Raw genomic sequence first — 26,229 nt, 5'->3', positions numbered from 1 at the left:
GGTCGGTCACTCGTGGGGCGAGTGGCCGGGTTGGACGAGGCCGTACTCGTAGGCGAAGACGACGGCTTGGACCCGGTCGCGCAGGCCGAGCTTGGCGAGGATGCGGGTCACGTGGGTCTTGACCGTCGGCTCGCTCAGGAAGAGTTCCGCACCGATCTCGGCGTTGGAGCGGCCGCGGGCGATGAGACCGAGCACTTCGTGCTCGCGTGGGGTCAGTTTCTCCAGCCGGGTGGGCTGGTGCGAACCGGGGCGCGGGCGGCGTACGTACTCCTCGATCATCCGTCGGGTGATCTCCGGGGCCAGCAGCGCCTGGCCGGCGGCGACGGTGCGGATGGCGCCGGCGAGTTCACGTGGTGGTGCGCTCTTGAGGAGGAAGCCGCTCGCTCCGGCGCGCAGTGCCTGGTAGACGTACTCGTCTTCGTCGAAGGTGGTGAGGATGAGTACCCGCGCGGGGCAGCGCCCGTCCTGCAGCAGGCGGCGGGTTGCCTCGATGCCGTCCATGCGCGGCATCCGGATGTCCATCAGGATGATGTCGGGCAGCAGGGTGAGCGCGCTGTCGACTGCCTCCGCGCCGTTGGCTGCCTCGCCGACGACCTCGATGTCGTCCTGGCCGCTCAGGATGGAGTGGAAGCCGCCGCGGACCAGGGCCTGGTCGTCCACGAGCAGGACGCGGATCATCGGGGCGCCGCCTGAAGCGGCAGGCTCGCTGTCACGGCGAAGCCGCCGCCGTCGGCGTGTCCGGTCTCCAGGGTGCCGCCGTAGAGTCCGACCCGTTCACGCATTCCCAGGAGCCCGTGGCCGATCCGGTTCGAGGCCGGACTCGCGGACGAGCCTGTGCGTCCCGTGTCCCGCACGCTGACCCGTATGGACTGCTCGTCATAGTGCAGCAGCACATGGGCTGTGGTGGGTGTGGCGTGCTTGAGTGCGTTGGTGAGTGCCTCCTGCACCACCCGGTAGACGGTCAGGTCCATGCCGGGCGGCAGTGGGCGGGCCGGGCCTTCCATGGTGAGTGAGACCGGTAGGCCGACGCCGCCCATGTGCTCGATGAGTTCGGCCAGGTTCGCGGTGCCCGGCTGCGGCTTGAGCGCGGGTCGCGTCGCTTCCCCGCGCAACAGGCCGAGCATCCGGCCCAGTTCGCCGACCGCCTGATGTCCGGTCTCCTGAACCGAGCGCAGTGGCGCGTGCGCCTGGGAGGGATCGCGGTCGAGCAGGTCTTCGGCGGCGCCCGCCTGGACGACCATGACGCTGACGCAGTGGGCGACGATGTCGTGCAACTCGCGGGCGATACGGGAGCGTTCCTCCACCAGGGCGACATGGATCGCCTCTTCGCGCTCGGCCTCCAGCCGCTGGACCCGTGCCTGGTCGTCGGAGTGGCTGCGGGCCCGGCCGCTCAGCACCCGGCCGGCGACGAAGACGATGGCGATCGGCACCGCGGCGAACGGGATGTTGCTGACGGTGCCGGCGTCCGGGTTGCGCAGCATCACGAGTACGACGGTGGTGGCGGTCGCCGCGACGCCGAGCCACGCGGACACGCGTTCACCGTGCCGGGCCACCGAGTAGGTGGCGAGCAGAAGGGGCAGGAAGTCGCCCCACAGAGTGAACGTCAGCGGCGTGGCCAGCATCGGTCCGGCGATCGCGACCGCGACGACCACGGCCGTGGCAAGCGGGGCCAGCCTGCGCAGCGCCAGCATCAGCGTCGCCACGAGGGTGGACACGACCAGGGGCGGCATGGGGCCGTACCGCGTCGAGTTGTCGAGATCGAAGACGATGTCGAGCAGGGCGAAGCCGGTGATCGCGAGCGCGAGCAGAGCGTCGGGCAGCAACACCGCCGGCATGCGCCGCGGACGCGCCGGGGCTTCCGACTCCTCTCGCGCCGGCGACTTGGCGCGTGCCGTCTTCAGCATCACATCCGCAAGCTACCGGCGGGGGGAGCCGGGCGGCGTCATCCGAACGTCGTATTCGCCTGGTGCGGATCGCGACCCGCGAACGACCCGGTGCCGACCGGAGTACGACGACGCCCCGGCCGTGCCGGACCGACGCTGACGGCGCACCGCCGAGTGGCGGCACAACGCAGGAGGAGACCATGACCCTGAACCTGAAGCGCCTGGCCGGATGGGCGCTCATCGTCGGCACCGTCGTCGCGGCGTTCGGCTACCTCGCCGCCAACCTCCTCGCGCCGGGCAGCGGCGACGAGGTCTTCCGCTACCACCTCTGGCCGCTGTTCGAGGGGATCGCGCTCGGTGGGGACGTCATCATCGCGCTGGGGCTGCCCGTGATCCTGGCCTTCGCGCAACGGGCACCGAAGCTGCACGTCGTCGGCTATGCCGGCATCTTCGCCGCGCTGGTGATGCTGAACATCGGCGAGGGAGTCATCGAGGGGTTCGTCAAGCCGTACCTGGTCGACCACGGCGGCATCCCCACCGAGCAGCCGTCCGGCTTCGCCGTCTTCGAGGGCATCGCGCTGCTGTGCCTGCTCGTCGGCGCGATCTGCCTGGGCATCGCCGTGCTGCGCGCCCGGACGCTGCCCTGGTGGATCGGTGTCGCGCTGCTCGTCTCGTGCCTGCTCGGCGCCCTCGGGCTGCCCGGCCGCTGGTTCATCCTTCCCGACGACCTGTTCTTCGCCGCGCTGTTCGCCATCGGCGTCCACGCCGTACGCGGGCGCAGCGAGGTCGCCACGGCGAGCGTGGTCGGGTCGGCCGCGGTCTGATCGCCGCTCGCTCCGGTGGGCTTCCCGGCCCCGCGGGTTCAGGACCGCACGAGCAGCCGGAAGTCGAACGCGTACCGGGACGCGCGGTCCAAGCCCGCTCGACCGCGCGTCCCGTGTCGTGAGGGGGGCCGGATGAGGTCCCCCCAGCCGGGAGCGGTCCGGCTGGAGTACTGGCCAGCCGGGCTCGGTTGTTAGACTGGAGGAGACGTTGATCGTTTGTTGAGGAGCCCAGACATGGTGGTGGACGACGACATCTCCGGGTGATACCCGGCCCAGAAAGGCCACCGGACCGGTGCGTGGAAACACCGCCGACGTGGCCTCGCTGTCGTCTCCTCTTCCCCCTGTCTGCTGCCGGGGCAGAAGTGTCTTCCCTGCCCCCTCCTCGCGAGGTCACCTTCATGTCCGACGCCTCCGTCGTCTGCTCAAACCTGTCCTTCACCTGGCCCGACGACACTCCCGTCTTCCAGGACCTGTCCTTCACCGTCGGCCCCGGCCGTACCGGCCTGGTCGCGCCCAACGGCACCGGCAAGAGCACGCTGCTCAAGCTCATCGCCGGTGAACTGCGGCCCGGCGCCGGGTCGATCTCCGTGGCCGGCACCCTCGGCTACCTCCCGCAGAGCCTCCCCCTGACCGGTGACCTCACGGTCGCCGAGGTGCTGGACGTCGCCGCGATCATCCAGGCCATCGACGCCGTGGAGTCCGGGGACGCCGACGAGAAGCACTTCGTCACCATTGGCGACGACTGGGACATCGAGGAACGCAGCCGCGCCCAGCTCGACCGCCTCGGCCTGGCCGGCCTCACCCTGGATCGCAGGCTGAGCACCCTCAGCGGCGGCCAGGTCATCTCCCTCGGTTTCGCCGCCCAGTTGCTGAAGCGGCCCGATGTGCTGCTGCTCGACGAGCCCACCAACAACCTCGACCTCGACGCCCGGCACAAGCTCTACGACGTGCTGAAGGACTTCAACGGCTGCCTGCTCCTGGTCAGCCACGACCGCGACCTGCTCGACCGCATGGAACGCATCGCCGAACTCGGCCGCGGCGAACTGCGCTTCTACGGAGGCAACTTCACCGCGTACGAGGAGGCCGTGCGAACCGAGCAGGAAGTCGCGGAGAAGAACATCCGCAACGCCGAGCAGGAGCTGAAGCGGGAGAAGCGGGAAATGCAGCAGGCCCGCGAGCGCGCCGAACGCCGGCAGAGCAACGCCGCCCGCAACCTGAAGAACGCAGGTCTGCCCCGTATCTTCGCCGGCAACATGAAGCGGGGTGCGCAGGAGTCCGCGGGCCGGGCGGGCCAGATGCACGCCGGCCGGGTCAGCGAGGCGAAGGCCCGGCTGGACGAGGCCGGGCGTGCGCTGCGCGAGGAGCAGCGCATCACGCTGGACCTGCCGGACACCAACGTGCCCGCCGGACGCAACCTGTTCCTCGGCGAGCAGCTCCTCGTCCGCCTCGGCGACAAGGACGTGTTCGCCGGCCAGGGTGCCGACCTGACGGTCCGGGGCCCCGAGCGCATCGCGCTGACCGGTGCCAACGGTGCCGGCAAGAGCACGTTGCTGCGTCTGCTCAGCGGCGACCTGACACCACGGAGCGGTGAGATCAGGCGGGCCGACGGCCGCATCGCCTACCTCTCGCAGCGCCTCGACCTGCTGGACCTGGACCGTACGGTCGCCGAGAACTTCGCCGACTACGCCCCGGAGCGGCCGGAGGCCGAGCGGATGAACCTGCTCGCCCGCTTCCTCTTCCGGGGGCCCCGCGCCCATCTGCCCGTCGGGGTGCTCTCCGGAGGCGAACGGCTGCGCGCCACCCTGGCCTGCGTGCTGTGCGCGGAGCCGGCTCCGCACCTGCTGCTCCTGGACGAGCCGACGAACAACCTCGACCTGGTCAGCGCGGGCCAGTTGGAGAGCGCCCTGAACTCCTACCAGGGGGCCTTCGTGGTGGTCAGCCACGACGAGCGGTTCCTGCGCGAGATCGGCGTCAACCGGTGGCTGCGGCTGGCCGACGGCAAGCTGGAGGAGACGGGGGCTCCTGAGGTGTGAACCGCCGACGTGTCGTCCTGGCCCGTGTCCGAGGCAATGCCGCCCCGCGGGCCGCGCACCGATCACGTTGGACGGACCTCATGCCTCAGACCGCTCTGCTCGCCCACGACCTCGTCCACACCCTCGGCGACCGACGGCTGCTCGACGGTGTCTCCCTGACCGCCTCGCCCGGGCATCGCATCGGGCTGATCGGGGAGAACGGCGTCGGCAAGTCGACCCTGCTGCGCCTGCTGGCCGGGACGGACGAGCCGGACGCCGGCAGCGTCACCCGCCCGCCCGACCTGGGCTTTCTTCATCAGGAGATGCCGTACGACGCCGACGCGACGATCGCTGACGTGCTCGACGACGCCCTGCGCGAAGCCAGGGAGGACCTCGCCGAGCTGGAACGGCTCGGCGAGCAGCTCGCGCGGACCCCACAGGACGCGCCCGAGTACGCCGGCCTGCTCGGCGCGTACGGCGTCCGGCTCGAACAGGCCGAGGGAAAGGAGGCCTGGGACGCCGACCGGCGTGCCGCGCTCGTGCTCGACGGCCTCGGCCTCGACGCCTTCGCACACGACCGGACGCTCGGGTCTCTGTCCGGCGGGCAGCGCGGCCGGCTCGCGCTGGCCGCGCTGCTGGTCCGGCGGCCCTCCGTGCTGCTGCTGGACGAACCGACCAACCATCTCGACGACGGTGCCGCCGCATTCGTCGAGGAGCATGTGCGTACCCTGTCCGGGGTCGTCGTGGTCGCCAGCCACGATCGGGCCTTTCTGGACGCCGTGTGCACGGACCTGCTCGACCTCGACCCCGCGATGGACGGCCCGGTCCGCTATGGCGGCAACTACAGCGCCTACCTGACCGAGAAGCGGGCCGAGCGGGACCGCTGGGAGCGGCGCTGGGCCGAGGACCAGGAAGAACTGGCGGCGCTGCGGGTCTCCGCCGGGATCACCGCGCACCGCGTCGCACCGGACCGGGGACCGCGCGACAACGAGAAGATGGGCTACGGGCACCGCGCCGGCCGGGTGCAGAGCCAGATCTCCCGGCGAGTGCGCAACGCCGCCCGTCGCCTGGAGGAACTGGAGCGCTCCCAGGTCGGCGAGCCGCCGAAGCCGCTGCGGTTCGAGAGCACGGCGCTCGCCGCTCCGGCAGCGCAGGGCGACGGTCCGCTGGTGTCCCTGGATGACGTACGGGTGCCGGGCCGGCTCGCACCATTGAGTGCGGAGGTGTCGGCGACCGACCGTCTGCTGGTCACCGGTGGGAACGGGGCCGGCAAGTCGACTCTGCTGGCCGTGCTCGCCGGGCGGCTCGCGCCCGAGGGCGAGGTGCGGCGGCGGCGCGGACTGACCGTGGGACTGCTCGCCCAGGACACCGTTTTCGACCGGCCGGGCCGGTCCGTCCGGGACACCTATGAGCTGGCGCTGGGCGCCGAGCGGGCCGAGGCGGTGCCGCTGGGTTCGCTCGGTCTGATGCACGAGGCGGACCTGGACAAGCCGGTCGGCCGGCTCTCGGTCGGACAGCGACGGCGGCTCGCGCTGGCGCTGCTGGTGGCGCGACCGCCGCAGTTGCTGCTGCTCGACGAACCCACCAACCACCTGTCGCCGCGCCTGTGCGACGAGTTGGAGGCGGCGCTGGGCACCGGCCCCGGCGCGATCGTGCTGGCCAGCCACGACCGCTGGCTGCGGGAGCGCTGGCAGGGACGGGAAATCCGGCTCGGCTCCGACGGCAAGCGCCCGGACAGCGCGGGTCCCAACCTCGCCCGCCGCGCCGGGACCGAGCCGTGAGCGACCCAGCTCCGCCGGCTGTCACCGCCGCCCTTGCTCGGGGTCGTGCTCGGCTACCTGGTGCACACGTTGATCCTGTGGATCTTCCGGCGCGCCCGGCCGGCGAAGGCCATGCACGGTTTCCGTACGGCTTCGCGCTCCAGCGGTACGGGGCGGTCGCGCCTCGTGTCGGCGGTCATCCGCTGCGGGTGGCCCGGGGGCGCGCGCCGGGCGCGACAATGTCCAGGACGGCCATCATGCCCATGTCCTCGTGATTGAGGATGTGGCAGTGATACACGGTCCTGCCGGTGAATTCCCTGAAGTGGACGCGAACGACGATCGCACCACGCTTCGGCACGTTCACCGTGTCGTACATGCCATGGGTGGGGGCGTGGGCCTTCCCGTTGGTGCTCATCAACTGGAAGTGCTCGGTGTGCAGGTGGAAGCTGTGGTCCTCGTCCGAGTCATTGCGGACGGTCCACTCCTCGACGGTGCCGAGGGTGGAGACGAAGTCGGTCCGGTTCGGGTCGTACGTCCGGCCGTTGACGTAGAAGATCGTGCCCGCCTTGTTCTCCGTGAAGACGACGGTCTTGCGGTCCGCGACCGTCGCATGGCTCAAGTCCTCGTAAGGCCCGAGAGCGGTCGGGAGCGCGGCCCTCATCACGGGCGTGCCACTGGTGACGACGGTAGCGAGGTCGGCCCGGGGGAACTGGTTTCCGGCCGGGCCTGTGTTGTACGGCAGTGTCTCCAGCCGTGTGGTGCCGGGAGCGCCGCCCTGGACCAGGACATCGAAGCGAGCGGCGGCGGGAATGAGCAGCGTGTCCTCGGCGTAGACCCTGCCCACGGGAACGCCGTCCTGAGCAATCACGTGGAAGCGGGTGCCCGGAAGGTGCAGTTTGTAGTAGATGTTGGCGCCGATGTTGGCCAGTCTCCACAACTGGGTCTCTCCGGGCCGGATGTGGATCACCGGGTTCTGCTGGCCGTTGACGGTGCGGTTGGTGGACGCGCCGATACTCAGGGGATGGGTCTTGATCGCGTCGCCCTGGACCTGGAAGTCCTTGAGCGCGATGGTGTGCTCGGTGATGTTCCGCAACGACATGGGCAGGTGCCGCTGCAGGCCCTCGACGACGAGGATGCCCGACTCACCACCCGCGACCTGCGGGGCGGACAGCATGTCTGCGTGTGAGTGGTACCAGAAGGTGCCGGTGGGGTGACTGCGCGGCAGCTGATAGGCGTAGTGGTACGACTGCCCGTACTTGATGGAGACGAAGATGTCGTCGGAGGGAGCGCGCGGCGACACGAAGAGTCCGTGCGTGTGGAGGTTGGTGTACTTGTCGGCCTTGTTGATCAGGGTCAGGTCGATACGGTCGCCAGGCCGCACGCGCAACGTGGGTGGCATGTAGGCCCCGTTGTAGGTCGTCGCGCGCAGTTGGCGGTTGCCGACGCGCACGATTCGCCGTTCCACCACGATCGTGGTCCTGAGCACGCCGCCGCGGCTCACCACCTCCAGGGGATCCTGGAGCCATGGCCCCGCGCCCGGCGTTGTGGGCCCACCCTCGACCACGGACCCCTGCGTGGCGCGGGAGCGCTCGCTCGGTGCACTCCCCGCGCAGCCCGCGAGCCAGAGCGCGGCGAGAAGCAGACCGGCGACGATGCGGGACGGCGAGGAAAAACGCGTTGCGGGCCGGGTCACTTGTCTCCCCCAGAAATACCGGCGGACCCCGACCGCACACGACCGGGCCGGAGATCCATGTGCTGCTGGTGTGCTGCTGGTCAGTCAGCCGGAGAGTAGGCGCACAAAGATCCCGAGCCACTCGGCCACGCCCGGCCCACGGTGCCATCCGCCCGAATGGGCCCTACCGGGTCAGGCTCGCAGAGCCGGTGGCGCTTGTTCCCGGCTTTCCTTCACCGGTCTGCGATGCGCAAGATCTCTTCGTTGGTCTGGCTGTGGCCCCGGTTGAGTTCGGGGGCAGCGTCCTGAGCCGTCATGGATTCGCTCCAGGCTTTCAGTCAGAGCCAGTGCGCCTGGCGCTGCGGCGCGACGCACTAGGGGTGCGGAGGCGACTTTCGCCAAGTGCCGCCGGACGCGTCCGGCGGGCGGGTAACGGCCATGAGGGCGGCATCGTCGTCCAGGTGTCCTTCGGTGTACCGGGTCAGGTCGGCGAGGAGAGCGTCCAGGATCACACCGGGGTCCGCCGGGAGGGTATGGGACAGGAATGGCACGGGATCGTAGATATGAGCGTGGCCGAGGTCGCCGCCCTGACCTGGGCACTGATCCGGGGCCGGGGACGACCATGACGTAGACACACACGCAGACGCAGACGCAGGCCGTGGCGCCCGGACCGGCGCGGACGTCGGCGCCACCGGCATCCCGCTCGTCGCCACCCTGACCGCCGGGAACCGCAACGATGTCACGCAGTTGAACCCGCTCCTCCAGGCTGAGTCGCCAGTGCGGGGCAAACGCGGCCGGCCACGACGCCGCCCAGGGGTGGTGCTGGGCGACCGCGGCTACGACCACGACAAGTACCGCCGCCTGGTCCTGGATCTCGGCGTGAAGCCGCTGATCCCCCGCCGCGGCACCGCGAGCACGGCTCCGGGCTCGGCGCCCAACGCTGGTTCGCGGAGCGCGCGTTCGCCCGTCTGTACCGGGTTCGCCGTCTGCGGATCCGCTGCGAGATCCGCGACGACATCCACGAAGCCTTTCTCACCTTGGGCTGCGCGCTGATCTGCCGGCGACGCCCGAAGTCATTCCACTAGGAGCACTTACTCGACAACGAGCTCCACCGGGATGTTGCCGCGGGTGGCGTTGGAGTACGGGCAGACCTGGTGGGCCTGCTCGACCAGCTTGCGGCCGGTGGCCTCGTCGATGCCGTCGGGCAGTTCGATGCGGAGGGTGACGGCGAGCGCGAAACCCTCGCCCTGCTTGCCGATGCCGACCTCACCGGTGACCGCGGCATCACTGACATCCACCTTCGCCCGCCGGCCGACCACACCGAGGGCGCCGGCGAAGCAGGCGGCATACCCCGCGGCGAACAGCTGCTCGGGGTTGGTGCCCTGCCCGTTGCCGCCCATCTCCACCGGGACGGCCAGCTGCAGGTCGAGCTTGCCGTCGGAGCTGACAGCGCGGCCGTCCCGGCCGTGAGTGGCGGTAGCGACTGCGGTGTAGAGCGTGTCCATGGGGGACCCAGTCCTCTCGAAGCGAGACGAGTATCGGTTGCGCACACAAGTAGAGCACACAATTGAGTTGTGCACAATCAAATGGCGTGGTGTCCAGTTATCCTGGCCGTATGACTACCGAGGTTCCGCCCAGCGCCCGGCCGGACGAGGAGTGGCTGCGTCTGGACCGCCAGATCTGCTTCTCGCTGCATGCCGCCTCACGCGCCTTCAACGGCGTCTACCGCGTGATCCTCAAGGAGCTCGGGCTGACCTACCCGCAATATCTGGTGATGCTGGTGCTCTGGGAGCACGGCGACACGCCCGTGAAGCGGCTCGGCGAGCATCTGCGGCTGGACTCCGGCACCCTGTCCCCGCTGCTCAAGCGGCTGGAAGCGGCCGGTCTGGTGCATCGGGAGCGCAGCGCACGCGACGAGCGGTCGGTCGAGGTGCGGCTCACCGAGGAGGGCGCGGCACTGCGCGAGCGCGCGCTCCGGGTGCCGCACCGGATCGGCGCGGCGACCGGTTTCACCCTCGACGAGGTCCGCGAGCTGCGCGCCCGCCTCGACCGGCTGACCATGGCCCTCGACGCGGCGGCCCTGGAGGAGGCTCCCGACTGCGGGTGACATCTGCCGGACACGCGGGGGACGCGGAGTGGGGCCGGAGGCGTACGAACTTGTGCGCTGCCGTCCAGTGCTGACGGAAGAGTCCTGCTGACCCTGGAGCTGTTCATGGTGGCGGTCCCGTCCTGTACCTGGCCTGCGTGTAGTGGGAAGTTGGAGGGCCTGCGCGGCTCGGGCGGCAGGCCCTCCAACTACTGCGGAGAGGATCGACCATGACCTCGGACCACGACACGCTGTGGCGTCGCTGCGCGTACCTGGGTCGCGTCCTGCTACCACTGCTGGACCAGGAGCCATGGCGCCAGGATCGCCGCCAAGAGCGGCTGCACCTCTGGGGCATTGACGTGGCGGTGGGGGAACGACTCATGGAGGTCTTCGCGGCCCTGGCCGCCCACGCTGTCGCGGTGGACACTTCCTTGTCCGCAGCAGAGTTCGAGACCCTGCGCCTCAGCGCCGTGGCCGACGCGGCGACCGGCAAGCAAGACTTCGAACTGCTCGCCGGGCTCCCAGAGACCTTCGCCGACGACCGCGACGAAATCGCGGTCAAAGTCCTCCGCCTGCACGCCTATAGGGGCGGCCAGACCAGTCTCCAACTCCTTCGGCTGGGCACGGAAGTGCGCCGTACGCTGACCGTCCTTGCGGCCCGCGAGTCGGTGCCCTCCCCCACGTGCGGAGACATCTTCCGCAAGGCACACAAGGCCAACCTGCCGCAGTAGGCACGGCCTTCGTGGACGTCTGGGCCGAGCGCGGTCACGGCGGGCCGGCGGTCCCGACCACTGCAGGGCGTCGTCAGCTACCGCATGGACCCCGGAGACTCCGTCCTTCTCGAAATCCACGGAGTGGCCTGGCTCCTCGGCGGCATCAAGGTCTACCAGACCCTCGGCGAATCCTTCTCCGGAGGCGGCCGATAGACATAAGGCACGCCCAAGCAGCACGTAGCACACACCAAACGATCAACACCAACCAGCATGCGGGCAAGGCCAGTTCACAGCGAGTGCCTGACGCCCCCGCTCCTGCACTCCGACGAGGCCCACACCCCGATGAACTCCGCTCCCACCCCACCCGCCCCCGGAACCGAAGCCTTCAACGACTGGTGCACCTACCTCGACAACGAACTCACCATCCCAGTCAACCCGCCCGAGACCCGCGCATGGCTCTGGGACCTGTTCACCGGCAACGGGTCCATGCCCGCTGACATGATCGCCCCGCTCATCCTGGACCGCCGCCTGGAACTCACCAACCAGGCGGTCGACTACTTCCTGAACGCGGCCGACATCGACCTGAAAGCCCCGACTCCCCTCACCCTCATCCCGCACATCCTGCACCCCGAACCCCTCGAACCCGCAGGCCAAGTCAACGTCTACACCACCGAGATCCTGTCCCTGGACCCCCTCGGCATCTTCCAGGAAACGGCAGGCGCAACCCAGGACTACCTCGCCCGACGCCACCACATCGTCTGGCCACTCTGCCCGGACCACCGAATCGGCACCCACCCCGAACCGACCACTGAAGGCGTCGCCTGGACCTGCACCGTAGGCCCCCACACTGTCCGGACCATGACCGCCCCCACCACGACCGGGACGTGTCAGTGACTTCGAACCAACTCTGGCGCAACGCGTAGGTACAGCCGCGCAGCAGTGGAAGACCGCACAGTATGGGCCCCGTCGGCCACAGGCCGCCTACGCCTCCAAGCGCCGTGGAGATCACCCGGATCATCAAACCGCAGAACCCAGCAGGCACTTCGCCCTGACCGGGTGCGCTTGTCAGTGCGCCGAGCGACAGCCGTGGCGATGGACGCTGATCTTCCCGCGGCGGTGCTCCGTTCGGGTGCATTGCGGTTACGTGCGGTGCGCCGGGGCGTTGGGCCGGTATGAGCAGGAGTCGCAGATTGCGGGAGCTGTCGGGGCCGGCAGCGTTCGATCAGCTGCTCGCGCAGTTGGCTCGGGCTGCTGCTGGGGTGGCGAAGGCGGAGAGGCTGCCACGGCGGAAGTCGTTCGAGGAGGCGCCGCATCCGGCATCCGCGGAGCCGGACGACGGCAGGGCATTGCCGCCGCCCTGCTCGGATTGAAGTCACTCTCGCAGCAGTCGGCGCCGACAGCGCGGCCGCCGCGCTCGCCACCTCACGGCCGAACGGGCGATGCCGCTTGCCCACCAAGTAACAGGCGTCCCGGTGGACCTGCGTCGGCGGCCGGCCGGCCCCGATGCCGAGTTCGACGATCCACTCGGTCCTCTTCGCCGTAGGCCCGCCCGCATCACACCCGGCTGCCCCTACCAATCGATCCCGGCCAGTAGGAAGGGCTCGCTTTCGGGCGCCTCCTTGCGTGCCTTCAGGGATCGTTCGGCTGGGGCACCGGCAGACTCGCGCAGGGCAGGTGCGGGTTCCTCGATCGTGTCGGCGACGACCGCGGCCACTTCCTCGGGAGTGATGGCCTCGCCGCGCAGGGCGGTCAGTTGCTCATAGAGCGGGGCGTAGGGGCTGTCCTCCCCGACAAATGCTTGGGCTTGCTTGGCGCCATTCGTGGAGACGGCGCCCGGCTGCACGATGCTCACCTTGATGCCGAAGTGACCGGTCTCGATGGCGAGTGTCTCGGCGATCGCCTCCAGTGCCCACTTGCTGGCTGCGTAGGGGCCGGTGATCGGCAATACCAGTCGCCCTTGGACACTGGAGACGAAGATGAGCCGGCCAGATCCTCGTTCCCGCATCGCCGGCAGCACCCCCTGCGCGACGCGCAACGCCCCCAGGGTGTTGAGCTGGTAGAGCTGTTCCACGTCCGCGAGCGGGACGGTCTCCAGCGGCGCGCGTACCGTCGCACCGGCGTTGCTGACCAGGACGTCGATCTCCCCGGCGTCCTTGATGGCCTGGTCGACGCTGGCCTGATCGGTGACGTCGAGGCGCAGGCGCTGCTCCACGGGTGGGTCGGCCAGGGTCTCGGGACGGCGAGCGGTGACGATCACTCGATGACCACGATGCGCCAGTTCGATGGCGATGGCTCGCCCTATTCCTTTGGACGCGCCGGTGATGAGGACGGACGCCATAGTGATTCTCCTAGCTGCTGAGTTCGATGTTCACCGGCGGGGCCGTGGGTGGATACCGGAGCCGAATGGAACGGCCTGCCTGGGAGGGGCGAAGTTGGGGCCGCTGGTGTCGAAGTCGGACGTGCGCTCGGTGACGAACTGTTCGACGGTCAGGGGCGCGTGGTGGCCGATCTGCTCGACGTTGTCGTTCGTGCCGGCGAACACGCCGTTCTGGTAGTCGACGGCGACGTTGCTCAAGTGTTGGATGAGATGCGCGTGCAGCCCGCGTTCGTCCATGGCCGAGGCGAACTCCTCGACGCTGATCGGTTCGTAGTGCACCGGGATGCCAAGTGTCGTGGAGATGGCCCTGGCGATGTCGTGGTGGTTCATTTCGACGGGGCCGTGCAGGGTGTAGATGGCGCGGTCGTGTGGCTCGGGGTCGAGTAGCGGGGCGGCGATCACCCGGGATTGATCAGCCGCGGCGATCGGGGCGTGCCCTGGCCGGTTGCCCGCCAGTGCCGGGTTGCCGCTCACACGGCGACCGGGTCGGGGCCCGCATCGGGGAGCTGCTCGACGGGAGGCGGCGGCCGGGTGACGGCTTGGACCAACGCGGCAGTGAGAGATGCGACGCCGCTGATGGCGGTTGTTCGGGGTGAAGGCGGGGCCACGCGCCTTGCGCTTCCGATGACGAGTCGACAGCGATCATCGACCATCCGTTTGCTGAACAGGTGCCGCCGGCGGGCGGCGCGGGTCTTACGTGTCCCACCGTGAACGCTGACGGATGGTCTGGTCACGTCAGTTCGTCGGGCACTGCGACCCCCAGATGACGCAGAAGAGCTCCGACCCTGCGGTCCAGCTCGCGTCCCACTTCCGTGATCTCGGGTCGGCCGAGCGCGGCGACCGTGTCGCTGGGCCGGTCGATGGCGAACAGCGTCTCCCCCGAGGGGGACTCATGGATCGTGGTGCGCAGGGGGGCGTAAAGGAGGGCTCCCGCATCGTGCCGGTACATGCGCTCGACACCTCACTGCCCCGTGCACGAGCTCGCCAAAGCTGATCAGCCCGCTCTTGACGTGCGGCGCGGCCTTCATCGCAGCGGCCCTCAGCGCGACGCCCCTGCCGAGGATCCCCAGGGCCGTCTTGGTGCCGTCGAACAGCACGGCGTCTGTGTTGAACGTGTTGTTGTCATCCCGCGCCGGCGGGCTTTCTCCGCCCGGAGTGCTCGACTTCGAGAAGTATGTGTCGGAGGGACGCTTCGTCAACATCAGTTCCAGATCGAGTCACCCCAGTTGAACTCCATGACGCAGCTGAGAGGCGACCAGGCACGCCGCTGCCCGGAATGCCATGTTCTCCACTTTGGCCAACGGACGGGGACCCGAAGACCCTTTGCCGAGGGCTCCGGGGCGGGAGAGGATGCGTCCATGATCGACACGACTGAGAACCCCGAGGAACAGGCCGCGATCGCCGCCGCGAAGGACGGTGAACTGCGTTTGCACGACCCCGCCGTCCGGGCCTCCGCCGTCGGCGTCCGGCTGTTCGACCCCGAGTTCGTCGAGGTCGGAGCCTCCGGGCGGCGCTGGACGTACGAGGAGATGGTCGCGGCCCTGCCCACCCTGCACGGCGGAGCGGACAGCCCGCGCATCGAGGCCTCCGGCATGCGCGGGGTGCTCCTCGCCCCGGACCTCGTGCACCTGACGTACGAGAGCGTCATCGCCGGCCGCCGGGCCCGCCGCAGCTCCCTCTGGCGCAAGGGCGAGGGCGACACCGGATGGCGGCTCTACTACCACCAGGCCACCCCCGTCCCCGAGGGCTGAACACCCCTGCTTTGACGGGGTGTTCAGCCAGGTGGGGCAACCGGAGGAGTGGCGGGACATGTGGGCGACGGACGACGGAGCGTTCCTGACGGAACGGTTCGGGCAGGACCCGCCGCACATGCGGGCGACGGCCTACCGCATGCTCGGCTCGCTCGCCGTTGGGTACCGCGGCTTCCCCGGCTCTACTCCTGAGCGAGGTCGTAGACAGCCCGTTGCGGGTCGGCTTTGACGATGAGCCCGTCCGCGCACAGGTCGCGCAGGATCTGCCGGACCCGTTTCTCCGCTGCCCTTTGGTCTTCCCACGTGTGGCCGTGGTCGCTGAGGGTCTTGATGGCCCGCTGCGGATCCCAGGTGCCGCCGAGGGCGCGAATCGCCTGGGCGAGGACATGCCGGTCGGGATGATCCTTCTTGCGGTGGTTGGCGATACTGGCAGGGGCGCCGCTGTAGTTGCAGTCGGAGCACTTCTCCCACGAGCAGTCCGGATCGGTGACGGCGGCGTGGCGGACGGAATGGTGCGAGCCGAAGCCGTGGGCGTGAAGCAGTTGAGCAACGGACCCGTCGTACTTGAGGGCCATGAGCGCTGCTTCGGCGATCTTGTCGTGGCCGGCGGCGAAAAACTTGCCCAGGCCGACGTCCTTCCCGCAGCCGCACCAGCACTTGCCGGTCGGGATGAGGCGAGGCTTCTCATTGCTTGGCATGAACCCAAGGTCTCAATCCTTGGATCGAAGTCAAGGCATAAACCCAAGGATGCCATCCGAGGTGGGTGAGGGCGGAATGGCGGTACTCGTGCAGGTCCCAGCTTGTCCCCCGTCCGCGCACGGCGGTGTGCTCATCAAGCAGGGCGCGGGCCTGACCGTAGGAGAGGCGGGCCAGCCCGGTGTCCGGGCAGACGTCGCACGGGCTGACCACCTTCCCCGGACCGGGACGGCGATGGGTGACGAACACCGGGCCACGGGTGCGGCCCCGCAGCAGTCGGGGCAGGAGCCGGGCAGTGCCGGCGTCCCAGTAGACCGCCTCCGGCACGAAGTCCTCGCACGCCTGTCCTCGGCCGCGGGCCTTGCTGCGGGCGCCCTTGGCTTTGACCAGGCAGCGGCGGGCGGCGAGGTCCAAGTCCTCGATGTTCACGCCGAGGATCTTCTCGGACCGCCCGGCGGTCTCGTAGAGCATCCGCCACTGCGTCTTCTCCCGCAGGTGGACCTCGCGCCGGGCGATGAGCCGGCCCACGGCAGACCCGGTGATCACCAACTGGCTCCGGAACCCTCCGAGAAACGCTGTGCCTGATACGGCACTATCTACGCGGTAGCTCCTCGTCGGTACGACTGCCGGCTCCGAGGGTCCGGCGTGGGGCCGGCAAGGATGTCGCCGAGTGTGCCCCGAGTGCCCCGCGGGCCCGCAGCTCGTCAAGGTCGGGGAGCCGGACTGTGGGCAGGGAGGCGAGAAGGTCGGCCTGGGCGGCACGGATCTGCACAGAATCCTGGGGACCAGCGCCAAGAGCGCGGCGGGCTGTCACGCGGTCATCGTACGGGCCCCTTACGGCTGCGGTTCCCGTTCTGAACTGGTCGGCCGGGGAAGGCCACGCACGGCTGCAGCCGCGCCCAGAAGGAGGCGCGGCCGCGGGTGGGGCAGGAGGTGGGCCTACTTGAAGGTGATGTCCCAGTGGACGCCGCCGTTGCGGGGGTCTCGTAGACGTATTCGGCGGAGATGCCGTTGAGGGTGCCGTGCCGGCGGGGGTCGTTGCCGCGGGGCTTGTCCTTGCGCTGGGTGGTCTTGATCCAGTCGGTGATACAGCGGCCCTCGTCGCGGGTGCGCAGGTCGAGCTTGTAGCCGTTGGCGTGGGAGTACTTGCCGTTGCTGTGGCCGGACTCGGTGCCGCCGGTGATGGTGATGGTGCAGCGGCTGACCTTCTTCAGGGCGATGACGCCCTGGATGGTGCGGGCGCGGACGCCGTCGAGGGAGGTGCGGCCGACGGGGGCCTTGATGCTGGCGGCGGCGAGCTGCTGGAGGGCCAGTCGGTGGTCCAGGCGGACGTCGCGGCCCGATGTGGGGATGGCGGGGGTGGTGGTGCCGGCGATGAACCGGTGCCAGGTCGCCGGCCTGACGACGCCGTCGACCGGGAGGCGGTTCTTCTTCTGGAAGTTGCTGACCGCGGTCTTCGTCTTCTTGCCGAAGATGCCGTCGGCCCTCACGCCGAGCTGGACCTGGACGGCCTTGACCGCCTGGCCCCGGGCGCCGGGGGCGACGGTGAGGTTGGTCAGTTTGGTCCAGGTGTTGGGGCCGATGACTCCGTCGGCGGCGAGGCGGTTCTTCCTCTGAAAGTCCCTCACCGCTTGGGCGGTCTTCTGGCCGAAGACGCCGTCGGCGGTGAGGCGGTGTCCGCGGGCGGCCAGGAGGTGCTGGGCGGTCAGGGTATCGGCGCCCCTGGAGCCGGGCTTCAGCGTCGGCCACACCAGGTTCAGGGGAGTGGCGTGGGAGCCGCTGCGGGGGCCCGGCTTCGTCGAGGCGTTGGCCTCGTCGCCGGTGGCGTTCACCGCACCCAGCGCGCCGCCGGCGAGGAGCACGGCCGCGAGGCCCTGGAGCAGAAGGTTCCTGACGTTCTTACGCATGTCTTGTCCTCGTTCGTGTTTCCCGGCCAGTCCGCTTGCGGCGGAAGCGTGGGGTGCTTCGCCGCCCTGCTGGGCGGCGCCGACGAGGTGAAGAGTTGGCGTACCGCTGTTCCTTTGGAAGCCGGACCCATGGCCGTTTCGAGGTGAGTTCGGGAGTCACTCGCGGGGCTTTTTCGTGATTGATATCGATGTGGATGGATGTCACTGGGACGCTGCGGCAGTCCTCAGGCCTCGGGAGCGGATCGTCGCCCTGGACGTGAGAGGGTGGCGGCAACTCCTGCCCGCGTGCTCGTTGAAGCGAGAGGCGGGTGTCCGGCTGGAGGCATAGGTGAAGAGCCCTGACATGTCCCGCGGTGCGCGTCTGGCCGCCCACGGTGCCGTTTCCACAGCTCTGGCGCTGAGCAGTGATCGCCGACTGCACGAGCTCCTGGACGCCGCCACGCCGATCGGTTCCGGCATCGGCGGGAAGACAGTGCTGCTGGAGGTCGACGGAGCCTCGGTCTTCGTCAAGCAGATACGCCTGACCGATCTGGAGCGACGGCCGGAGAACGTTCACTCCACGGCGAATCTGTTCGGATTGCCGACCTTCTGCCACTACGGCGTCGGCAGTATCGGCGGCCCGGGGTTCGGTGCCTGGCGGGAGCTGGCCGTGCACACCATGACAACGAACTGGGTGATCGCGGGAGACTACGAGGGTTTCCCCCTGATGTACCACTGGCGAGTGCTACCAGGCCGTGGCCAGCCCCTTCCCGAAGAACTGGCCGACGTGGAACGAGCTGTCGCCTACTGGGGAGGCGGATCGGAGGTACGCAGCCGGATCGAGGCTCTCCAGCAGTCCTCGGCCAGCCTCATGCTGTTCCTGGAGTACATCCCGCAAAACCTGCACGACTGGCTGGGCATCCAGGTCGGGGCCGGTAACGAGGCGGCCGAGCGGGCCTGCGCCATGGTGGACAACGAGCTGAACGCCGGCATCTCCTTCATGAACGCCCGCGGGCTGCTGCACTTCGACGCCCACTTCGAGAACATCCTGACCGACGGCCGGCGGCTCTTCTTCGCAGACTACGGCCTCGCGATCTCCTCCCGCTTCGAGCTCACACAGGAAGAGACCGACTTCTTCGACCGGCACCGCATCTACGACCAGTGCTACAGCGTCACACACCTGGTGAACTGGCTGGCCGTCGCCCTGTACGGGTACGGGCCGGAAGAACGCAGGGCGTTCGTGCACGCCTGTGCCCAGGGGGTGGCCCCGGGGGACATTCCGGCGGCCGTCGCGGCAGTTCTTGTCCGATACGCGCCGGTCGCCGCGGTGACGGGGGACTTCTATCGCCGATTCCAGCAGGAGAGCCGGGCAACCCCCTACCCGTTGGAGGCGATCCGCCGGATCGGACAGCAGGAGCCTGATGCGGCGCCAGGGTGATCAGGCGGATCGCGGCGAAAAGATCAACCCGTCGACTGCGACTTCCCCGTAGCCGCCTGCGGCAGAAACACACGCCCCCTCCCACCGCAAGCCCCTGGGCGACGTCAAAACGAACCGACATCGCAAAGCCATATCGCTTTCTCGGCCTGGCCGGGGAAGTCGTGCGTCTTGACCCTCACGGGCTGCCCTGCGGGCCGCCATTCGCGCCCGGCGTTCTTGTGATCGCCGATCAGCTCCTTCTTCTTGCTGTCCACGCTGATCACCGGGTCACCGGCGTCCCTGTGGTCTCGTGCCTGCTCATTGAGGTAGCGGAACTGGGCGTCCCTGTCGGGGTGCTGAGCACTCTCGATGGTCTTGGCGTTGGCTTGAAGACTGAAGCCTTCCTCCCGCAGCAGGCCGGCAACCGTGTCGGCGGAGCCCCGGTGGCCCTGCCGTGTCAGCTCCCCTGCCAGCTTCCGCGTCGACTTCGTCGTCCACCGCAGCGCCGACATCGGGTCACCCCGCTCGTCGGGCTCGACCAGCGCAAGCAGCGCCGGCCGCAGCCCCGGATCAAGGTCCACAGTCTTCTTCCGGCTCCCACCAGGACGACGCACCCGCCCCAACAGAGCCCGACCAGCCTCCAGTTCAGCCGCTCCGCGCGGACCGTGCCCTCCCGAACCCCGGCCCCGGCCGCGGCAGCGACGAGCCTGATCCCACCATGCCCCAGCGACAGTGCTTCTGCCCCTATGGCCAGGCGACGCTGACGCTCGTCCAGATGCGGCAACACCTGGAACTTCGCCGCCAGGACCACCTCGATCCCCAGGCATCACGTACGGGGCCGCATTGCCCATGACGAGGAGACGGCCGGCTGGCCCCACGAAGGCTGCGGATTTTTTTGCGGATCTCGACAACCTCGGGTGGGGCCGCACGTCTGGTGGGGTGAAAGGCGGTTTACGGGACGGGATTTTCAGTCCCGGTGCTGCCTGACCTGTCAGCGTTGTCCACGAACTCTTTGGAGTCGTTTCCTATGCGGCACATCCGCGCCAAGAAGTCAAACCGTTCCCTTCGCACCTGGGTGCTGGGGTCGACTGCCGGTCTCGCCCTGGTGGTGGGCGGCGGCATCGCCGCCCAGGCGGCCACCGCCGGCCACGCGCACCCGGCCAAGTCGGGCACGTCGGCCACGGCCGACCCGAAGCCCGTGCCCTCCACCCCGGGCAAGCAGACCTCTGCCGACACCGACCCGACCCCGGTCCCGGGTGACGCGAACGGCAAGCCCTACCCGTCTGCCGTGCCCTCCACCCCGGGCAAGCAGACCTCCGCCGACACCGACCCGACCCCGGTCCCGGGTGACGCGAACGGCAAGCCCTACACGGGTAACACCAGCCGCTGAGCCGCCGACCATAGGCGTGGCGGGGCCGGACAGGAGCCGGCCCCGCCGTACCCCTGATGTGAACGAGGACGATGCAGCTCACCCTTGACCTGCCCTGGTGGGCCCGGCTACTGCGCCGCGCCCGGACTACCTCCTCCACTCCGGCGTCGGGCGCGCCGCACCCCGGCCGACGATTCGGGCATCTGCGTTCGGTGGCCGACCGGGACAGCGAGGAGGATTCCCCCACACTCGCCGATCTGTACCGGACCCGGCGGCTCGACATGGTCCGGCTGGCGGTCTTCCTGGTGGACGACCTGCACACCGCCGAGGACGTCGTCCAGGATGCCTTCGCCGCCGTCTGCCGTCGGCACGGCGAACGGCTGGACGACCTCCAGGACGCGCATGCCTACCTCCACACCGCGGTGGTCAACGCCGCCCGCTCGGTGCTGCGTCGGCGGCGCACCGCACGCGCGTACACCCCGCCGTACCAGGGCCCGGGGGCGCCGGTCGACGAGCTGCTGCTGCTCGCCGAGGAGCACCGGCAGGTCTTCGACGCGCTGGCGCAGCTCACCGCGCGCCAGCGCGAGGTACTGGTCCTGCGTTACTGGTCCGACCTGACCGAGGCGCAGATCGCCGAGACCCTCGGCGTGTCCCGTGGCACCGTTAAGTCGACCGCGAGCCGCGCGCTCGCCACGCTGGAAAAACTCTTGGAGGTGGGCAGATGAGTACTCGGGCACCGATCGAGGAACGACTGCGCGCTGCGCTTGAAGCACGCGGGCAGCTCATCAGCGCCCACGACCTGTCACCCGCCCGCCCGCCTGCCGGAAGTACCTGGGGCACACGCAAGATCCGGCGGGTGCTGTACGTTGCCGCAGCCGCCACCGCGGCGGCCGCAGCCGCCGTCGTCCTCCTGCTGTCCTCCAACACCCCGGACCGCCCCCGCCCGGCACCGCCCGCACGACATTCCACCCCCACCGTCACCCCTACCTCCACCGTCCCGTACCCGGTGCCCTCCCCCGTCGCATCCACGCCCTAGTAGGGCTCTGACAGAGGTCGTTCTCTTTCCGAAGCTCGTGTGTGACTTTCGCTGGTCAGACATGGGATCGCGGCTGTCGCGGTAGTCAGCAAACCGACCGCTGGGGATCACTGAAGTTGCGTCAGAACGCATCCTCGTGAACGAAGCCAACCTGGACGCCGTCCGCCAGCTGTTCGACGCCCGCTACGTCGGACGGAGACACGTCGTTGCCGACTGATCGGGAACCGTATCTGCCCGAGTGCTGGATTGGTGGTCGAGCCCGCTGCGAGGTGGCGGATGTCCCGGCTGAGCGAAGGCCGGTCCGCCGGTTATGCGGCGGTGGCGCCCAGCAGGAGGTCGAAGGCGTCATTCGCCTCGCGGAGCACCGCCGTCGCGTCGTGGCTGCCGAGGCGCCACGCCGCCTGGTAGCAGGCGACGGTCAACTGGGCGGCGAGGACGGCGGTGGCCGGCGGGGTGCCGTGGTCGATCAGGTGCTTCTCGAGGAGGTCGGCGTAGTGCCGGGTCTTGCGGGTGTGGCGGTCTTCGAGCTCGGGGTGCTCCTTGACCAGACGGTGGTAAACCGCGTAGTGGCCCGGGTTGCGGGCGGCCTCGGTGCAGATCACGAGCAGCAGCCGCCGAGATGTGGCCAGTGCCTGCGCGAGATCCTGGAGCGGCTCGGTGGGCGCATCGCGCATGGCCGCGGTGAGCGCGCGCAGGAAGTCGTCCTCGGTGGAGAAGACGACTTCCTGCTTGTCGCCGAAGTAGCGGAAGAAGGTGGTACGGCCGATCTCGGCCCGCTGGGCGATCTCGTCCACGGTGACGACATCGAACCCCCGCTCCGCGAAGAGCGCGAAGGCCGTCTCGATGATCCGTTCCCGGGTCTGGCGGCGTTTGCGGTCCCGCAATGACTCCACCGGAAACTTGTTCGCGCTCATTCGGCCAGGATATCCGCCCGTCCCGCCCCGCGGTCAGCGTCGACGAGGTGGCCGGCCTCGCGCCACAGCTCCTCCTCGCGGGCCTCGTCGTGCGACTCCGGCGACGACGGCACGTTGCGGCCACGATCGAGGTAGGACCCGGTCCGGGCGGTCAGCCCGGTCAGGATCGTCTCAGCAAGGCGCGCGCCCGCCTGCTGCGACGTCATGCCCCGGCCGAGGAATCGCTGAAGCTGGAAGAATCCGTTGAGTACGCCCCGCACGGGCTCCGGGGCGTGGCGGAAGAAATCGGTGCCCGCAACGAGCGCCGGGTTGTAGGAGTAGACGCCGACGCTCTCGGGCAGGCGGCGGGCCAGCGCGTGGGTCAGGTGGATGACGCCGAGTTTGCTGGTCGCGTACGCCCGCCCGGCCTCCCGCGCCCCACCAGCACGAGGCGTGGCCAGTCGTTCCGGCGTCTCCCAGCGCGGCGGCGGCGTGGCGCCGAGCGTATGGCGGAACTGCCCGAAGTGGCAGTCGCTCGAGGTGAGCACGATCCAGCCCGGACCGGTGAACCGGGGCAGCAGCTCCCTGACGAGCAGATAGTGGGACAGCACATTGACCCCGAAGGTCATCTCGTACCCGTCCGTGGTGCGTTTCTCGGTGGTCGTGACCGTCAGGCCGGCGTTGCCGAGATAGCCGCCGAGCGGCGGCAGGTACCCGGTGTCGAGCCCACGCAGAATCTCCTCCACCGCCCGCCTGATCTCGGCGAGCGAAGCGAGGTCACAGTCGACGCCTGTGACCGCGGAAGCGCCGGTGGCCTGGGCGAGTTCCGCAGCGAGGCGTTCGCCGCCGCGGCGAGCCAGCAGGACGTAGTGGTCCTGCGGCCGTTCCCGGATCAGCAACTCGACGGACTCGCGGCCGAAACCGCGGGTCACGCCGGTCAACACGATGGTCCGGCTGTCCATGGCAGACTCCTTGGTATCAAGTTCCAAGTGGTACCCAGTACCGTAACATGCCATGCCTCACTTCCACATTGAGCGACGAAACCGCACCTGACACGCCGGCCCGCATTCCCAGGCTCGAACGGATCTACATCCACGGCGTGCACAGGGTGGGACCGACGGCTGTCCGTGGTGGCTGACGGGAAGAGACTGGTCGTGCGGGAACGCGCCGGGGCATTGGTGCTCCTCGCGATCGGGATCGCGCTCGGGGCGGCGAACTTGTCGGAGGTGGAGCAGCTCCACTTGCACCACCGGCCGTTGCTCGGACGAGACCGGGGATGTGAAGAAGAGCACGCACACCGTCGGTGTCAACGCCAGTACACCGGCACCGCCGGGAGGGGACGAAAACGCCCAGGTCGCCGTCTACTTGGTGTACGCGGGCCACCGCGGACACGCCGCGGCAGACCGTGAGCCGCAGGCGTGGCCCAAGTGCAGCCGGAGCAGTGGCGTAGGTGACCACAGCCGTCACTCGCAGGTCAGCGTCCGCCGCCGGCGGGAAGGAGACCACGGCTCGGACGCCATCCAGTGCAAAACCCCTTCCGCTGCACCCGGATCCACCACTCGACCAGCCTCCTCCCGCCCCGGCCCTGACAGGTGCAGGCCGAGCAAGCGGAACGGCCGGTAAGCCTGTCGGCGCCCGTTTCCCGTTCGCCTGTAAGGCCGCCACAGGTGACCTTCGGTGCCGCAAGGTCGATACTGCCGGTAGGAACGCTCGGGTCGGCTGGGCAGTAGGCGATGCAGTAGGAGATCTCTTGCGGGCGGCTGACGCTGCGGCGGGCGAGGACCCAGTGTCGGCGGTCTTCGCGGTGCCAGGGCCTGACCTCCACACGTGCCCAGTCATAGATCCGCGGGCCGTGCGCCCCCTGGCCGCACGAGCGGCGCTTCCACTTCTGCCACGGCAGGCCCGGGAACAGATCGTGGAGTCGATCGCCCAAGCGGGTGACGACGGTGTCGTGTCGGGTGGTGGCCATGACGTGGTAGACATCGGCCTGCTCCGACTCGGACCGCCAGCCCTTTCTGAAACCGTAGGCGGCATCCGCGGTCACCCACCTAGGCCGTGTATCGAAAGTGCTGGTCGTAGGCGCGACACTGCCTAAAATGGCATGCGATCTCCGCCTGGTCGTGCTGGGATCAATCGCTATGAATGATCATTTTCTTGATGAAGCCGACTTGACGGACAGGATGGAACGGAACCTGGCGGAACACGCCTGTCATCTGCACCGGAGTATGTCTGGTGCGACCGTCACAGAGGCTGGTGACCTCCTGGTCGCGGACAGTGGCCTGGACGACGACACGTTCAACATCGTTGCCGCGGCCCGCTTCACCGCCGCCGGCACCGCGGCACGCATCACCGAGACCGCCGGGACGCTGGCAGGCACCGGCCGCCGTTTTTCCTGGTGGGTGGGCCCTGCCTCGACACCGGTGGACCTCACCCCCCGCCTGGCGGCGGCCGGTCTGCCGGTGTCCGAACGCGAGACGGCGATGTGGGCCGAACTGGACGGCACCCTGCCGCCTCCCGCCGTCCCGGGACTGGACATCCGGAGGGTGACTACGCCCGAGCAGCTCGCCGACTACGCCACGGTCCTCGCCGCGAACTGGAACCCGCCCGCCGAAACCGTCCGACGCTTCTTCGCCCGGGCCGCTTCGCAGGCACTGGCCGCGACCTGCTCGGCCCGGTACCTGGTGGGCTATGTGGAGAACCGTCCGGTCTGCTCCGCCGAGGTGTTCCACCATGCGGGAGTCGCCGGCATCTACAACATCTCCACCCTGGCCGCCCACCGCCGGCGCGGCTACGGCGGCGCCATCACGCTCGCGGCCCTCCGCACGGCCCACGAGCGAGACCACCGCATTGCGGTCCTGCAGGCGTCGGCCGACGGCGAGCCCGTCTACCGCCGCCTGGGGTTCCGCTCCTGCGGTCAGTTCGTCGAACATGCCATCAACCTCTGAACCGCCAAGACTCCACGGGCTGTCCGTCCGCCATCCCTGAATGGGCTGGTCACAGCCACTCATTGATGGCCGTTACGAGGACAGTGTCCTCGTAGCGGCCCGCGAGCTTGTCGTATCTCGTGGCCACAGGCCGGTTCCTTTTGAGGCGGGTGATGCCGCACTCGCCGACATGCCGAGCCTTGTAGTCCTCGGCGTTGAACTCGGGCGGCCGGCCACCGCGGGAGCCGCGCTCCTCGCGGTTGTGAGCATGGTCGGCCTTGTCCGGGATGGTGCAGCGGATGCCACGGCGGCGCAGGTAGGCGCGGTTCTTGCGGGAGGCGTACGCCTTGTCAGCGCGCACGCGATCGGGGCGGACGCGCGGCCGGCCCGGCCCGAGGCAGGGCACGCGTACCTTCTTCAGCACCGTTTCGAACTCCGGCGAGTCGCCACGCTGCCCTGCCGTCACCACGATCGACATGGGCTTCTGGCCCTGCTCGACCGCCAGGTGCAGCTTGGTGGTGAACCCGCCGCGCGACCTTCCCAGCCCGTGATCGCGAGGCTCGGTGAAGATGCCGCCTGGTGGTTCCTTCTGCAGGTCACTCTGCTTGCGGGCCCCGGCCGCATGCTGGTGAGCGCGGCAGACCGTGGAGTCGACGCTCAAGTCCCGGACGATTGCGCCTCTCGCGTCGGCCAGGGATCGAAGCTGAGTGAGGATCCGCTGCCACCAGCGGAACAAGTCGTAGACCCGGCTCCATGGTCCGTACTCGACGGGTACGTCCCGCCACGGCACACCGGTCCGAACACGGAACCGTATGCCGTCGATCAACTGTCGCCCATACAGGGCCGCTCGGCCCGGCGCAATACCCGGTGGTCATGCCCCCTGTAGTGGTGTAACCGCGTTGGGAGGATCTTCGGTCGTGGGGTAGATCG

The 26,229-nt window shown here is 69.2% G+C and carries 26 protein-coding genes and 4 pseudogenes; 14 read left to right on the top strand and 16 right to left on the bottom strand.

The genetic code is table 11. The features are described 5' to 3' along the window. Window positions 1-6: 6 nt before the first annotated feature. A complete protein-coding gene (locus tag CG719_RS26295; RefSeq protein WP_100571168.1) occupies window positions 7-678 on the bottom strand; it encodes a response regulator in 672 nt (223 codons plus the stop codon). Next, window positions 675-1,904 carry a sensor histidine kinase gene (locus CG719_RS26290; RefSeq protein WP_100571167.1) on the bottom strand — a complete coding sequence of 410 codons (1,230 nt, stop codon included), beginning with the start codon at window positions 1,902-1,904 and terminating at the stop codon, window positions 675-677. Before CG719_RS26290 ends, CG719_RS26295 begins: the two co-directional genes overlap by 4 nt. A 179-nt stretch (window positions 1,905-2,083) precedes the next feature. Between CG719_RS26290 and CG719_RS26285 the strand changes: the two genes are divergently transcribed. From CG719_RS26285 to CG719_RS26275, 3 genes are all read left to right on the top strand, one after another. Next, window positions 2,084-2,707, top strand: coding sequence for a hypothetical protein (locus tag CG719_RS26285; RefSeq protein WP_100571166.1), 624 nt, complete (start codon window positions 2,084-2,086; stop codon window positions 2,705-2,707). Window positions 2,708-3,105: 398 nt separating this feature from the next. Beyond that, on the top strand, window positions 3,106-4,740 hold the full coding sequence (gene abc-f / locus CG719_RS26280; RefSeq protein ID WP_100571165.1) for a ribosomal protection-like ABC-F family protein: 1,635 nt from the start codon (window positions 3,106-3,108) through the stop codon (window positions 4,738-4,740). A gap of 80 nt (window positions 4,741-4,820) precedes the next feature. Then, window positions 4,821-6,500: an ABC-F family ATP-binding cassette domain-containing protein gene (locus tag CG719_RS26275; RefSeq protein ID WP_100571164.1), complete on the top strand. Its 1,680-nt coding sequence runs from the start codon at window positions 4,821-4,823 to the stop codon at window positions 6,498-6,500. A gap of 175 nt (window positions 6,501-6,675) precedes the next feature. Here the strand turns inward: CG719_RS26275 and CG719_RS26270 are convergent, their stop codons facing one another. Beyond that, on the bottom strand, window positions 6,676-8,172 hold the full coding sequence (locus CG719_RS26270; protein WP_199836785.1) for a multicopper oxidase family protein: 1,497 nt from the start codon (window positions 8,170-8,172) through the stop codon (window positions 6,676-6,678). A gap of 726 nt (window positions 8,173-8,898) precedes the next feature. On the opposite strand from CG719_RS26270, the gene CG719_RS26265 reads away from it, so the two are divergent. Then, the gene (locus CG719_RS26265) at window positions 8,899-9,204 is read left to right on the top strand and encodes a hypothetical protein (protein ID WP_376491943.1); all 306 of its coding nucleotides are present in this window, start codon (window positions 8,899-8,901) and stop codon (window positions 9,202-9,204) included. A gap of 38 nt (window positions 9,205-9,242) precedes the next feature. Here the strand turns inward: CG719_RS26265 and CG719_RS26260 are convergent, their stop codons facing one another. After that, window positions 9,243-9,656 (bottom strand): organic hydroperoxide resistance protein, encoded by a 414-nt coding sequence (locus tag CG719_RS26260; protein WP_100571163.1) that lies wholly within the window; start codon window positions 9,654-9,656, stop codon window positions 9,243-9,245. Between the two features lie 110 nt (window positions 9,657-9,766). On the opposite strand from CG719_RS26260, the gene CG719_RS26255 reads away from it, so the two are divergent. The 3 genes from CG719_RS26255 to CG719_RS26245 all read left to right on the top strand — a co-directional run bounded on the left by CG719_RS26255 (window position 9,767) and on the right by CG719_RS26245 (window position 11,844). Further along, a complete protein-coding gene (locus tag CG719_RS26255) occupies window positions 9,767-10,258 on the top strand; it encodes a MarR family winged helix-turn-helix transcriptional regulator (RefSeq protein WP_100571162.1) in 492 nt (163 codons plus the stop codon). A 209-nt stretch (window positions 10,259-10,467) separates the two neighbouring features. Then, window positions 10,468-10,968: a hypothetical protein gene (locus CG719_RS26250; RefSeq protein WP_100571161.1), complete on the top strand. Its 501-nt coding sequence runs from the start codon at window positions 10,468-10,470 to the stop codon at window positions 10,966-10,968. A gap of 252 nt (window positions 10,969-11,220) precedes the next feature. Beyond that, window positions 11,221-11,844, top strand: coding sequence for a hypothetical protein (locus CG719_RS26245; protein ID WP_159024956.1), 624 nt, complete (start codon window positions 11,221-11,223; stop codon window positions 11,842-11,844). Here CG719_RS26245 and CG719_RS36740 read toward each other — a convergent pair. The 4 genes from CG719_RS36740 to CG719_RS26230 all read right to left on the bottom strand — a co-directional run bounded on the left by CG719_RS36740 (window position 11,838) and on the right by CG719_RS26230 (window position 14,276). Further along, window positions 11,838-12,527, bottom strand: a complete 690-nt coding sequence (locus CG719_RS36740; protein ID WP_234375771.1) for a DUF6233 domain-containing protein — start codon at window positions 12,525-12,527, stop codon at window positions 11,838-11,840. The genes CG719_RS26245 and CG719_RS36740 overlap by 7 nt on opposite strands. Further along, complete coding sequence (locus CG719_RS26240) at window positions 12,521-13,288, bottom strand: SDR family oxidoreductase (protein ID WP_100571159.1); 768 nt, start codon at window positions 13,286-13,288, stop codon at window positions 12,521-12,523. The genes CG719_RS36740 and CG719_RS26240 overlap by 7 nt, the downstream gene beginning before the upstream one ends. Window positions 13,289-13,318: 30 nt before the next feature. Continuing rightward, a complete protein-coding gene (locus CG719_RS26235) occupies window positions 13,319-13,801 on the bottom strand; it encodes a hypothetical protein (RefSeq protein ID WP_199836784.1) in 483 nt (160 codons plus the stop codon). A gap of 256 nt (window positions 13,802-14,057) precedes the next feature. Next, window positions 14,058-14,276 carry a hypothetical protein gene (locus tag CG719_RS26230; RefSeq protein WP_100571158.1) on the bottom strand — a complete coding sequence of 73 codons (219 nt, stop codon included), beginning with the start codon at window positions 14,274-14,276 and terminating at the stop codon, window positions 14,058-14,060. Between the two features lie 409 nt (window positions 14,277-14,685). Between CG719_RS26230 and CG719_RS26225 the strand changes: the two genes are divergently transcribed. Continuing rightward, a complete protein-coding gene (locus CG719_RS26225) occupies window positions 14,686-15,078 on the top strand; it encodes a nuclear transport factor 2 family protein (RefSeq protein WP_100571157.1) in 393 nt (130 codons plus the stop codon). A 182-nt stretch (window positions 15,079-15,260) separates the two neighbouring features. On the opposite strand, the gene CG719_RS36735 is transcribed toward CG719_RS26225, so the two are convergent. The 3 genes and pseudogenes from CG719_RS36735 to CG719_RS26210 form a co-directional block, all read right to left on the bottom strand. After that, window positions 15,261-15,776, bottom strand: a complete 516-nt coding sequence (locus CG719_RS36735) for a hypothetical protein (protein ID WP_234375770.1) — start codon at window positions 15,774-15,776, stop codon at window positions 15,261-15,263. Window positions 15,777-15,831: 55 nt separating this feature from the next. Continuing rightward, a pseudogene (locus CG719_RS26215) lies at window positions 15,832-16,305 on the bottom strand (site-specific integrase); the annotation flags it as partial. Between the two features lie 287 nt (window positions 16,306-16,592). Then, window positions 16,593-17,681, bottom strand: a complete 1,089-nt coding sequence (locus CG719_RS26210; protein WP_234375769.1) for a peptidoglycan-binding domain-containing protein — start codon at window positions 17,679-17,681, stop codon at window positions 16,593-16,595. Between the two features lie 343 nt (window positions 17,682-18,024). Between CG719_RS26210 and CG719_RS26205 the strand changes: the two genes are divergently transcribed. After that, window positions 18,025-19,098 carry a hypothetical protein gene (locus CG719_RS26205; RefSeq protein WP_100571156.1) on the top strand — a complete coding sequence of 358 codons (1,074 nt, stop codon included), beginning with the start codon at window positions 18,025-18,027 and terminating at the stop codon, window positions 19,096-19,098. Between the two features lie 152 nt (window positions 19,099-19,250). On the opposite strand, the pseudogene CG719_RS26200 reads toward CG719_RS26205, so the two are convergent. Continuing rightward, window positions 19,251-19,900 (bottom strand): annotated as a pseudogene (locus tag CG719_RS26200) (ISAzo13 family transposase); the annotation flags it as partial. 252 nt (window positions 19,901-20,152) lie between these two features. Here CG719_RS26200 and CG719_RS26195 point away from each other — a divergent pair. The 3 genes from CG719_RS26195 (at window position 20,153) to CG719_RS26185 (ending at window position 21,482) form a co-directional block, all read left to right on the top strand. Continuing rightward, window positions 20,153-20,467, top strand: a complete 315-nt coding sequence (locus CG719_RS26195; RefSeq protein WP_159024955.1) for a hypothetical protein — start codon at window positions 20,153-20,155, stop codon at window positions 20,465-20,467. Window positions 20,468-20,538: 71 nt separating this feature from the next. Then, entirely contained in the window at window positions 20,539-21,171 is a 633-nt protein-coding gene (locus CG719_RS26190; RefSeq protein WP_100571154.1) for a SigE family RNA polymerase sigma factor, read from the top strand. Further along, window positions 21,168-21,482: a hypothetical protein gene (locus CG719_RS26185; protein ID WP_100571153.1), complete on the top strand. Its 315-nt coding sequence runs from the start codon at window positions 21,168-21,170 to the stop codon at window positions 21,480-21,482. Before CG719_RS26190 ends, CG719_RS26185 begins: the two co-directional genes overlap by 4 nt. Window positions 21,483-21,790: 308 nt before the next feature. Here the strand turns inward: CG719_RS26185 and CG719_RS26180 are convergent, their stop codons facing one another. Continuing rightward, complete coding sequence (locus CG719_RS26180) at window positions 21,791-22,396, bottom strand: TetR/AcrR family transcriptional regulator (RefSeq protein WP_100571152.1); 606 nt, start codon at window positions 22,394-22,396, stop codon at window positions 21,791-21,793. Beyond that, entirely contained in the window at window positions 22,393-23,337 is a 945-nt protein-coding gene (locus CG719_RS26175; protein WP_159024954.1) for an SDR family NAD(P)-dependent oxidoreductase, read from the bottom strand. Before CG719_RS26175 ends, CG719_RS26180 begins: the two co-directional genes overlap by 4 nt. A gap of 301 nt (window positions 23,338-23,638) precedes the next feature. On the opposite strand from CG719_RS26175, the pseudogene CG719_RS36730 reads away from it, so the two are divergent. Continuing rightward, window positions 23,639-23,836 (top strand): annotated as a pseudogene (locus CG719_RS36730) (transposase); the annotation flags it as partial. Between the two features lie 256 nt (window positions 23,837-24,092). Here the strand turns inward: CG719_RS36730 and CG719_RS26165 are convergent. Continuing rightward, a pseudogene (locus CG719_RS26165) lies at window positions 24,093-24,422 on the bottom strand (IS701 family transposase); the annotation flags it as partial. A gap of 133 nt (window positions 24,423-24,555) precedes the next feature. Between CG719_RS26165 and CG719_RS26160 the strand changes: the two are divergent. Further along, a complete protein-coding gene (locus tag CG719_RS26160) occupies window positions 24,556-25,320 on the top strand; it encodes a GNAT family N-acetyltransferase (RefSeq protein ID WP_100571149.1) in 765 nt (254 codons plus the stop codon). 49 nt (window positions 25,321-25,369) lie between these two features. On the opposite strand, the gene CG719_RS26155 is transcribed toward CG719_RS26160, so the two are convergent. Beyond that, window positions 25,370-26,161, bottom strand: coding sequence for an IS5 family transposase (locus tag CG719_RS26155; RefSeq protein WP_199836791.1), 792 nt, complete (start codon window positions 26,159-26,161; stop codon window positions 25,370-25,372). Window positions 26,162-26,229 lie beyond the last annotated feature (68 nt).

Origin of the sequence: Streptomyces sp. CB01373 (assembly GCF_002803075.1) — a bacterium.
In the GTDB taxonomy this organism is placed as follows: Bacteria; Actinomycetota; Actinomycetes; order Streptomycetales; family Streptomycetaceae; genus Streptomyces.
Note: the sequence above shows the minus strand (reverse complement) of the source record. Positions and strands in the feature narration are given on the sequence as shown.

Excerpts from the sequence above, each read along its gene's own strand:
- CG719_RS26260 (WP_100571163.1), bottom strand. The coding sequence starts at position 9,656 with ATGGACACGCTCTACACCGCAGTCGCTACCGCCACTCACGGCCGGGAC.
- CG719_RS26185 (WP_100571153.1), top strand. The coding sequence starts at position 21,168 with ATGAGTACTCGGGCACCGATCGAGGAACGACTGCGCGCTGCGCTTGAA.
- CG719_RS26290 (WP_100571167.1), bottom strand. The coding sequence starts at position 1,904 with ATGCTGAAGACGGCACGCGCCAAGTCGCCGGCGCGAGAGGAGTCGGAA.
- CG719_RS26190 (WP_100571154.1), top strand. The coding sequence starts at position 20,539 with ATGCAGCTCACCCTTGACCTGCCCTGGTGGGCCCGGCTACTGCGCCGC.
- CG719_RS26275 (WP_100571164.1), top strand. The coding sequence starts at position 4,821 with ATGCCTCAGACCGCTCTGCTCGCCCACGACCTCGTCCACACCCTCGGC.
- CG719_RS26255 (WP_100571162.1), top strand. The coding sequence starts at position 9,767 with ATGACTACCGAGGTTCCGCCCAGCGCCCGGCCGGACGAGGAGTGGCTG.
- CG719_RS26250 (WP_100571161.1), top strand. The coding sequence starts at position 10,468 with ATGACCTCGGACCACGACACGCTGTGGCGTCGCTGCGCGTACCTGGGT.
- CG719_RS26240 (WP_100571159.1), bottom strand. The coding sequence starts at position 13,288 with ATGGCGTCCGTCCTCATCACCGGCGCGTCCAAAGGAATAGGGCGAGCC.
- CG719_RS26160 (WP_100571149.1), top strand. The coding sequence starts at position 24,556 with ATGGAACGGAACCTGGCGGAACACGCCTGTCATCTGCACCGGAGTATG.
- CG719_RS26230 (WP_100571158.1), bottom strand. The coding sequence starts at position 14,276 with ATGTACCGGCACGATGCGGGAGCCCTCCTTTACGCCCCCCTGCGCACC.
- CG719_RS26205 (WP_100571156.1), top strand. The coding sequence starts at position 18,025 with ATGTCCCGCGGTGCGCGTCTGGCCGCCCACGGTGCCGTTTCCACAGCT.
- CG719_RS26285 (WP_100571166.1), top strand. The coding sequence starts at position 2,084 with ATGACCCTGAACCTGAAGCGCCTGGCCGGATGGGCGCTCATCGTCGGC.
- CG719_RS26175 (WP_159024954.1), bottom strand. The coding sequence starts at position 23,337 with ATGGACAGCCGGACCATCGTGTTGACCGGCGTGACCCGCGGTTTCGGC.
- CG719_RS26210 (WP_234375769.1), bottom strand. The coding sequence starts at position 17,681 with ATGCGTAAGAACGTCAGGAACCTTCTGCTCCAGGGCCTCGCGGCCGTG.
- CG719_RS26245 (WP_159024956.1), top strand. The coding sequence starts at position 11,221 with ATGCGGGCAAGGCCAGTTCACAGCGAGTGCCTGACGCCCCCGCTCCTG.
- CG719_RS26295 (WP_100571168.1), bottom strand. The coding sequence starts at position 678 with ATGATCCGCGTCCTGCTCGTGGACGACCAGGCCCTGGTCCGCGGCGGC.
- CG719_RS26180 (WP_100571152.1), bottom strand. The coding sequence starts at position 22,396 with ATGAGCGCGAACAAGTTTCCGGTGGAGTCATTGCGGGACCGCAAACGC.
- CG719_RS36735 (WP_234375770.1), bottom strand. The coding sequence starts at position 15,776 with ATGCCAAGCAATGAGAAGCCTCGCCTCATCCCGACCGGCAAGTGCTGG.
- CG719_RS26225 (WP_100571157.1), top strand. The coding sequence starts at position 14,686 with ATGATCGACACGACTGAGAACCCCGAGGAACAGGCCGCGATCGCCGCC.
- abc-f (WP_100571165.1), top strand. The coding sequence starts at position 3,106 with ATGTCCGACGCCTCCGTCGTCTGCTCAAACCTGTCCTTCACCTGGCCC.